General features: G+C 75.8%; 5 protein-coding genes and 1 pseudogene. 1 reads left to right on the top strand and 5 read right to left on the bottom strand.

Features of this window, described 5'->3' with window-relative positions; genetic code table 11:
- From ACZ6RT_RS29900 to ACZ6RT_RS29890, 3 genes and pseudogenes are all read right to left on the bottom strand, one after another.
- Positions 1–398 (bottom strand): annotated as a pseudogene (locus tag ACZ6RT_RS29900) (SAM-dependent methyltransferase); the annotation flags it as partial.
- Positions 399–804: 406 nt separating this feature from the next.
- Positions 805–1,734, bottom strand: coding sequence for an FAD binding domain-containing protein (locus tag ACZ6RT_RS29895; protein WP_470157283.1), 930 nt, complete (start codon positions 1,732–1,734; stop codon positions 805–807).
- Between the two features lie 46 nt (positions 1,735–1,780).
- The gene (locus ACZ6RT_RS29890; protein ID WP_470157282.1) at positions 1,781–4,306 is read right to left on the bottom strand and encodes a molybdopterin-dependent oxidoreductase; all 2,526 of its coding nucleotides are present in this window, start codon (positions 4,304–4,306) and stop codon (positions 1,781–1,783) included.
- Between the two features lie 91 nt (positions 4,307–4,397).
- Here ACZ6RT_RS29890 and ACZ6RT_RS29885 point away from each other — a divergent pair, with 91 nt between their 5' ends.
- On the top strand, positions 4,398–4,991 hold the full coding sequence (locus ACZ6RT_RS29885) for a TetR/AcrR family transcriptional regulator (protein WP_470157281.1): 594 nt from the start codon (positions 4,398–4,400) through the stop codon (positions 4,989–4,991).
- Positions 4,992–5,121: 130 nt separating this feature from the next.
- On the opposite strand, the gene ACZ6RT_RS29880 is transcribed toward ACZ6RT_RS29885, so the two are convergent.
- Positions 5,122–7,638, bottom strand: coding sequence for a PEP/pyruvate-binding domain-containing protein (locus ACZ6RT_RS29880; protein WP_470157280.1), 2,517 nt, complete (start codon positions 7,636–7,638; stop codon positions 5,122–5,124).
- Positions 7,635–8,384: a TetR/AcrR family transcriptional regulator gene (locus tag ACZ6RT_RS29875; protein WP_470157279.1), complete on the bottom strand. Its 750-nt coding sequence runs from the start codon at positions 8,382–8,384 to the stop codon at positions 7,635–7,637. The genes ACZ6RT_RS29880 and ACZ6RT_RS29875 overlap by 4 nt, the downstream gene beginning before the upstream one ends.
- Positions 8,385–8,445 lie beyond the last annotated feature (61 nt).

Below are 8,445 nucleotides of genomic sequence, written 5' to 3'. Positions count from 1 at the left end.
CCCCCCCCCCCCTCCTCCCCCCCCCCCCCCCCCCCCCCCCCCCCCCCCCCCCCCCCTCCCCACCCCACCCCCCCCCCCCCCCCCCCCCCCCCCCCCAGGTCCAGGTAGCCGAAGCTGTTGCCCATGCAGACGGCGGCGTCGAACGAGCCGTCACGCGGGACGTCCCGCATGTCGGCGACGGCGAGCTCGACGTCGAGACCGGCCTCGGCCGCGGCCCGCCGGGCGTACCCGATGGCCTCGGCCGAGATGTCCACCCCGCTCACGCGGTGTCCGCGCGCGGCGAGCGCCAGCGTGTGCCGACCGCTGCCGCAGGGGGAGTCCAGGATGCGGGAGGCGGGCCTCAGCCCGAGGTGACGTTCGATGAAGTCGGCCTCGGCCGCGGTGGCCTCCGGCGGCACGGCGCGCCGCCAGAACTCGTTCGGAAGCTCGGTGAAGAAGTCCGCGTACCACGCGGACGAGGTGTCGTGTGACAAGGCAGGGCTCCTACGGTGCTGTGCATCGAAATGATCGCGACATCACCGGGCACCACGAGGCTCGCCGACCACCGCTCGGGGGTCGGACGCGATCGTCACCGGGCCGGAACGGCCGGTGCGACGTGATGGCCCGGTATCGAATCCCGGGCTGCCATGGCTTCCTCCACGCTCGTCGCCGGACGTCGTCCGGCGGGATCCCCTCGACGGTAACAGGGCGGGCATCCGGCGCGCCTCCGATTATCCGGCGCGCGGCGCGTCCCTCGCCCGCCCGGCCCGCACGGGGGCCGCCCCGCCCCGGGAGGCACGCCGGGAGCCGAAGGCGGGCGCGGTGTCACCGGCCGCCGGTCGCCGCCTGTCCGGTGGCGCGCTCCAGGACCTCCAGGACGGTTCCGGTGAGCAGCGCGAGCCCGTGACGGCCGCGGGCCACCGGGGCGTGGCGGTCCGTGGCCCGGCCGGCCGCCCGTTCGAGGGGCTCCCCGGCCAGGAGCGCCTCCTCGACGCCGGGCAGGCGTACCGGGACGCGGGTGACGCCCCCCGCGGCGACCCTGGCGAGGACGATCCGGCCACCGTCGGCCACCAGCCGCGCCGCCACCTCGACCACCGGCCACTCGGCCTCGGCCCGGGAGATCGCCCGATGGTAGGCGGCCCGCCCGCCCGGCACCGGCGGCGGCAGGACGACCGCGCGGAGGATCTCCCCCGGGCCGAGCAGGTGGTCGCGGGAGGGGTCCGAGCCGTCCCCGTACAGGCCGGGGAGCGGGAACGGGTCGCGGCCGTGGACCTCGACGACGGCGTCGCAGGTGAGCAGCGCCACCGCGAGCGAGGATGGGTGCGGGGCGATGCACGGGCCGGTCTCGGCGAGCGCCGCGTTCGGGGCGAGCCCGATCCGGGCCGGGCAGCGGTCGCCGCCGTTCTGGTGGCAGGAGGGGACGGGCGTGCGGAAGTACGCGCAGCGGTTGCGCTGCAGCAGGTTGCCCCCGACGGTGGCCGCCTCCCGGATCTGGGGGGTGGCCAGGGCGGCCGCGGTCAGCGTCAGGCAGGGATGGTCCGCGCCGAGACCGGCGTCGCGGGCGACGCGGGCGACCGTGGTCAGCGCGCCGATCCTGGTCGAGCCGTCCGGCAGCCGGGTGACACCGGACAGCTCCGGCCGGCCGCGCAGGTCCACGTGCGGCCCGGCCGCGCGGCGGCCCATCAGGTCGGTGCCGCCGGCGCGGAACTCGCCGCCGCGCCGCGCGGCCTGTTCGAGGTCGGCGAGCGCCCTCATCGGACGCCTCCCGGGGTGAGGGCGCGGACGGGCCGCGGGCAGGAGGTCAACGGGAGATCCCTTCGAGGAGCCGGTCGGGGCGGATGGGCAGGTCGCGGGGGCGCCAGCCGGTGGCGTTGTGCACGGCGTTGCCCACCGAGGCGGCCACGCCGATCGTGGAGATCTCACCGATGCCGACGCCGCGGCCGTTGACGTGGTCCCACCCGTCCCGGTGGAAGTGCACGGTGATCTCGGGCGTGTCGCCGATGCCCGGGATGCGGTAGCGGTCCAGGTCGGTGGTGAGCACGGTCCCGGTCACCGGGTCGACCAGGCGCTCCTCGTACAGCGCGTAGCCGATGCCCTGGACGACGCCGCCCTCGCACTGGCTGCGCGCCAGGCGCTCGGCGTAGACGTGACCCACCGCCATGCCGGCCCACACCCGCAGCGGCCGGACGACGCCCAGCCGGGTGTCGACCTCGACCTCGGTGACGTGGACGGATCCGCTGAAGCCCCGGCCGAGGGCCATCCCGCCCACCGGGAACGGGGTCAGGTAGCCGCGCCGGTCGCGACGGCGCCCGCCGACGACCCGGGCGCCGTCGGTCAGCCCCACCTCCCGCAGGCGCCGTGCCGCGTCGCGGACGGCCGGGGCGACCGAGGTGGTGGTACGGCTGCCGATGGAGGGCGGCCCGTGCACGGTGCCCGTCCTGCCGATCTCGACGCGGATCCGCCCGGCCGGCAGGCCGAGCTCCTCGGCCAGCACGGCCGCGATGACGCTGCGGATGCCGGTCCCGATGTCCTGGGTGGCGGTGGCGGCCACCACCGTGCCGCCCTCGACGCGCAGCTCCACCTCGGTGCCCGGATCGAGGATGTAGGGCCAGTTCGCGGCGGCCACCCCGACGCCCCGGCGGAAGCGGCCCGTCCCGGTGCCGGTCCGCGGCCTGCCGGTCCACTGCGGCAGGGCGGCGGCCACGTCGTACAGGGCGCGCCGCTTAGGGTTGCCGTCCCAGCGGCGGCGCAGCGCGACGGGGTCCTCGCCGAGGCGGTGGGCGGCCTCGTCCACCGCCTGCTCCAGCGCCCAGAGCAGGGGCGCCCCGCCCGGACCGCGGAACGGGGCGCCGGGCGGCTCGTTGGTGACCACGTCATGGTCGCGCAGCCTCCGGGGCGCCGTGCCGTACATGAGCCGGGCGAGCATCGCGACGGCCGATCCGACGGCCACGCCGCCGCGCCCGTGGACGTCCACGGACAGGGCGGCGAGGTCCCCCCGGTCGTCGGCGAGCAGGTCGAGAACGGTACGGCTGCCGGGACGGCCGCCCGCGTCGGTCAGTTCCTCGGCGCGGCCGAAGACCACCCGCACCGGGGCGCCGCAGGCCCGCGCGAGCTCGACGGCGGCGATCGTCTCGACGGTGACGCCGCTCTTGGCGCCGAAGCCGCCGCCGACGTGGTCGGCGACGACGTGCACCCGGGAGACGGGCAGGTCCCACCTGCGGGCGGCCTGCTCGGCGGCCATGCCGACGGTCTGGGTGGACAGGTGCAGGTGCAGGTCGCCGCCTGCGTCCCAGCGGGCGACGCAGGCGTGCGGCTCCATCGGGGTGTGCACCTGCACGGCGGTGGTGAAGGTGCCGCTCACCAGGCGGGGGTCGCCTGTGCGGCGCGCGGCCTCGATCCGCCTGGCGGCGGTGCGCCCGCGCCAGCTCGCCCGGGTGAAGGGGCCGCGCACGTTGCCGTTCCAGGCGCCGGGCAGGCTCACGCCCTCGCTGGAGCTGGGGGCGCGCCCGCGGGCGGCCTCGTCCTCGTAGACGAGCGGGGCGCCCGGGTCGGCGGCGCCGTCGCCGAGGGCGGCCGGCAGCGGTTCGTAGCCGATCCGGGCGGCCTGCGCGATCGCCAGGGCCTCGCGCCGGGTGGGGGCGGCGACGGCGGCGACGGGCTGGCCGGCGTAGCGGACGACGCGGTCGGGCGGGAGCAGGTCGACCACGTGGGCGGCGTCCGCGGACACGCCGGTGACGCGGGCGTGCGCCTCGGTGGAGCGGATGACGACCCCCTCCAGCATGCCGTCCTCGCGTACGTCGGTGGTGTAGCGGGCCCGGCCGGTGATCTTGTCCATCGCCTCCACGCGGGCGGGCGCGCCGGCCGGGTCGTCGTGCTCGCCCCGGCAGGCGGCCGCGACCGCCGCGAGGATCCCCTCGTAGGCCCCGCACCGGCACAGGTGACCGGCCAGGGCCGCGGCGATCCGCTCGCGCGGCGGTGCCGTGTCGCCGTGACCGTCGCGCCAGGCGTCGACGAAGGCGGCCGCCTCCACCGCGAACCCGGGGGTGCAGTAGCCGCACTGCAGGCCGTCGTGGGCCGCGAACGCCCGCTGGACGGGGTGGTCGAGCCCCTCGGCGGTGGTGATCTCGTGCTCCTCCAGCACGGCCGCCGGAAGCAGACAGCTCACCTGGGGGACGCCGTCCACCAGGACCGTGCACGCCCCGCAGACGCCGGTACGGCAGGCCGCCTTGGTGCCGGTCAGGCCGAGTTCCTCGCGCAGGACGTCCACGACGGGGTCGTCGGGGGAGGCGTCCACCGTCGCGGGCAGACCGTTCACGGTGATCTTCATGTCTCTCCGGTTGACGTCGTCAACTTCATGTTGACAGTGTCAACCAGCTACGTTGACGTTGTCAACACAGCATGAGGGAGGGGTGGATCGGGTGGCCGACGACACCAGGAACCGCCTGATCGAGAGCGCGCTGCGGCTGCTGCGCGAGGAGGGCCTGGACGCGGTGACACTGCGCGCCGTCGGCGACCTGACCGGCCTGTCGCGCACCGCCCCCTACCGGCACTTCGCCGACAAGACCGCGCTGCTGGCGGCGCTCGCCGTACGGGTCATCACCGACCTCAGCGTGCACGTCGCGGGACAGGTGCTGCGCGAGAGCGACCGGCGCGCCCGGCTGCGGGCCTTCTACCTGAGCTACATCGCCTACGCCACCGAGCACCGCCAGGAGTACCGGCTGGTGTTCGCCTCGGTGTTCGGCGCGGGCGACCACCCCGAGCTGGAGGAGGCGATCGACCAGGTGATGACCGCGCTCGGCCTGGAGGCCGCCGGGGACGCGACGGTGACCCACGCCCGGATCATGGCCCTGCTGGCCACCGCCCACGGCCTGGCCGAGCTCGCGGTGAACGGCCACCTCACGCAGAAGGGGCTCCGGCCCGGTGACGTCGTCGACGCCCTGCTCCCCCAGGGGGAGGGCTCCGGCCCCCTGGGGAGCGTGCTCCAGGACCTGCCCGGCGAACGACCGCGGTGAGCGCGGGGCACGTCCCCGGCCGGAGCGTCCGCGCCGCGCTGCCCCGTGCCGCTCCGATCGCTCCGACCGTGCCGTGCTTCCCCGTGCCGTGCCGTGCCGCGCCGGACCGGCCGGACCGGCCGCGCAGGGCTCAGGGCGCCAGCACCTCGACCGTGCCGCGCTCGCCGTCGACCCTGATCCGGTCGCCGTCGCGCAGGCGCATGGTCGCGTTCCCGGTGCCGACCACCGCCGGGATGCCCAGCTCGCGGGCGACGATCGAGGCGTGTGACAGGGGGGCGCCCATGTCGGTCACCACGGCGGCGGCGCGGGGGAACATCGGGGTCCAGCCGATGTTGGTCAGCGTCGTCACCAGGATCTCGCCGGGCGCGAGCCGGTCGCCCTCCTCGGGGCCCGTCAGGACGCGGGCCACGCCCTCGACGACGCCGGGGGAGCCCGGGAAACCGGTCACCGTCTCGCTCACCGGCGTGACGGAGCCGCGGGCGTCGAACAGGTCGCCGCGCCGGTCGGCGCCGGCGGCCCAGCGGACCGGGTCGAACCTGCCGACGATCACCGTGGGGTAGACGGGCAGCGCCGCGTACCGCTCGTAGGTCGCCCGCCGGACGGCGACCTTCGCCAGGGGCCCCTCGTCACCGCGCAGCACGGCCAGGATCTCCTGGATCGACAGGAAGAACAGGTCCTCGCCGTGGCCGGTGAGCTCACCGGCCCGCAGCACGAAGGCGCGCAGCGCCCAGAAGGTACGGATCACCTCCGAGCGGGACGTCTCCCGGTCGCGGACGACGGTGTTCCACCGGGCCAGGCGCGCCCGCGTCCGGGTCACCTTGCGGGGGTGGCGTTCCGCGAAGCGCCTCCAGGCCGCGTCGCGCGCCTGCCGGCGGCGGTCGAACAGGGCGGACGTGCGCCCGCCGTCCGCGGACATGGCCGCGAGCTGCGCGTCGATCCAGCCGGGGTCCTCCCCGGGCCTGGGCATGGAGACCTCGAACTCGTGCGCGCCGCGGTGCCCGTACAGGCGGGCGAAGGTCTCCCGGTCGATCTCCCCGGCGGCGAGCCGCTCCAGCCCGACGATCGTGCCGAGGCTGGCCAGCTCCCCGTCGTCGCCCGCCCCGGTGAGCATGGCCTCGGCGTCGGTCTCGCCGGCCAGCCTGTACAGCCTCTGGCGGGTCATGACCAGCGCCAGGCCGCCCTGGCGCCCGGCGGCCTCCATCACCCGGCAGGCCTGGACGAAGTACGGCAGCAGCTCCGACTCCCAGAGCACCACCAGCTCGCCCGCGGTCGCGGCGGTGGCGGCCCGCTCGCGCAGCGCCTCGCAGCGCCGCCGTGCCGTGGCGAGGAAGGCGGGCATCACGCGCGTCCCGGCCGCGACCCGCCTGCGGACCGCGAGGGCGACCGGCAGCACGGTCCTGACGATCCGCAGGCGCGAGACGGGCAGCAGCGGCACCTCCACCCCGGGCGGCAGCCTGCCGAAGACCTGCTCGATGGCGCCGACCCTGCGGCCCATGCCCAGCGCGCGGGCCACCGAGAACGCGACGCTCAGGTTCATGTAGAACCGGCCGCCGATGTTGCCCACGACCTTGAAACCCGGCAGCTGGGACGCCGCCATCGCCTCGGAGATGAAGATCTGCACCAGGGACCAGGTGCACGGCGTCATCACGTCGGGAACGGCCTCGCCGAGGTTGGCGGAGGTCCACAGGTAGTCGCCGGTCAGGCTGTCGTTCCACTCCTCGACCTGCGGGCCGAGGCGGGTGATCGGGCGGGCCTGCAGGACGAGGAACGCCCCCGCCCGCCTGGCCCACTCCACGTCCATGGGCGTTCCGTACAGCTCCTCGATCCTCGCCGCGAGCCGTGCCAGGTCCGCGATCTGGGCCCGGTCGAGGACGGGACGGCGGCGCAGCTCCACGGGGACCGGCTCCTCGCGGGTGCCGCCGGGCACGCGGACCGTCATGACGGTCTTGTCGCCGGTCCGCTCCTCGACGACCTCACCCCCGGGCACGCCCACGACGACGGTGTCGGGCGTGACCTGCCCGCCCACGACGGCCTCGCCCAGCCCCCAGGCGGCGTTGACCATCAGCTGGTCGCGGGCCCCGGTCACCGGGTTCGCGGTGAACAGCACGCCCGCCGCGTCGGCGTCCACGAGTTCCTGGACCACCACGGCCAGGGCGACGTCGTCGTGCGGGACGCCGTTCGAGACCCGGTAGGCGATGGCGCGGGCGGTCCAGAGCGAGGCCCAGCAGCGCCTGACCGCGTCCGGCAGGGCGTCGCCGCGGATGTTGAGGTAGGAGTCCTGCTGCCCGGCGAACGACATCCCGGGCAGGTCCTCGGCGGTGGCCGACGACCGTACGGCGACCGGCACGTCGTCGCCGAGACCGGCGTGGGCCGCGCGGATCTCGGCGACGAGCCCGGCGGGCATCTCCCGCCCGGCGAAGAGCGCCGCGATCCGCCGCGCGGCCTCGTCCGGGGAGGCGCCGGAGACGGCCTCCATGATCTGCTCGTTCAGGCCGTCGCGCGCGACGAAGTCGCGGTAGGCCTCGGTGGTGACGTGGAACCCGGCGGGGACCGGCAGCCCGGCGCGGGCCAGCCGGGCCAGCGAGGCCCCCTTGCCGCCGGTCAGTGCGAGGTCGGCCGCCTCGTCGTCCAGGGGGAGGATCCTCACCGCGTGCTCTCCTCACTGCCGAGGGAGACGCGCAGCTTCCGCTGCGCGCTCTCCACGGCGGCGTCGACGTAGTCCAGGGTGGCCCGTGCCGCCGCGCGGGCGGCGCCGGCCGCGATCGGGCTCTCGGGTTCCACCGCCCGGCCACCGGCGTCGGCGATCAGCTGCGCCAGCCGTTCGTCGGAGGGGCGGTACCCGTCCGGCATCATCTGCGAGACGATCAGGAACCCGTACAGCACCGAGACGATCGTGGTCACCTGCTCGGCCGGCGACAGGTCGCCGCGCAGCGCGCCGTGCTCGCGCAGCGTGCCGAGGTAGGTCTGGAAGTCGCCGCCCAGCTCCTCGGCGGCCCGGTCCTCCCGCTTGCGGCGGGTGAGCCTGCCCAGCACCGCCGAGTCGCCCAGCAGGCTCGCCCGCATCAGGGGCCTGCCCAGCAGCTCGGCGGCGAGCAGGGCGAGCAGGTCGCGGAGCGTGCCGGGGCCCTCGGTGATCCGCCGCCGCACCTCGGTGATCATCTCGACCCGCTCGCGGCGCAGCAGCGCGGAGAACAGCTCCTCGCGCGTCTTCCAGTGCAGGTAGATCGTGCCCTTGGCGACCCCGGCCCGCTGGGCGATGTCCTCGACGGTGGTCTTGTCGTACCCCCAGCGCAGGACGAGGTCGCAGGTGGCGTCCAGGATGCGGTGCGCCCGCGCGAGCCGGTGCGCGGCGTCCTGCGGGGGGCGCCCGGCCCTTCTGGTGTCCGATCCCACGGTCCCCGCCGTTCTCAATAGTTTGACCACATCTTCTTATCCGGTCATTAAATTGATAGCA

Source organism: Streptosporangium sp. NPDC050148, assembly GCF_055586505.1.
Note: the sequence above shows the minus strand (reverse complement) of the source record. Positions and strands in the feature narration are given on the sequence as shown.

Excerpts from the sequence above, each read along its gene's own strand:
- ACZ6RT_RS29890 (WP_470157282.1), bottom strand. The coding sequence starts at position 4,306 with ATGAAGATCACCGTGAACGGTCTGCCCGCGACGGTGGACGCCTCCCCC.
- ACZ6RT_RS29895 (WP_470157283.1), bottom strand. The coding sequence starts at position 1,734 with ATGAGGGCGCTCGCCGACCTCGAACAGGCCGCGCGGCGCGGCGGCGAG.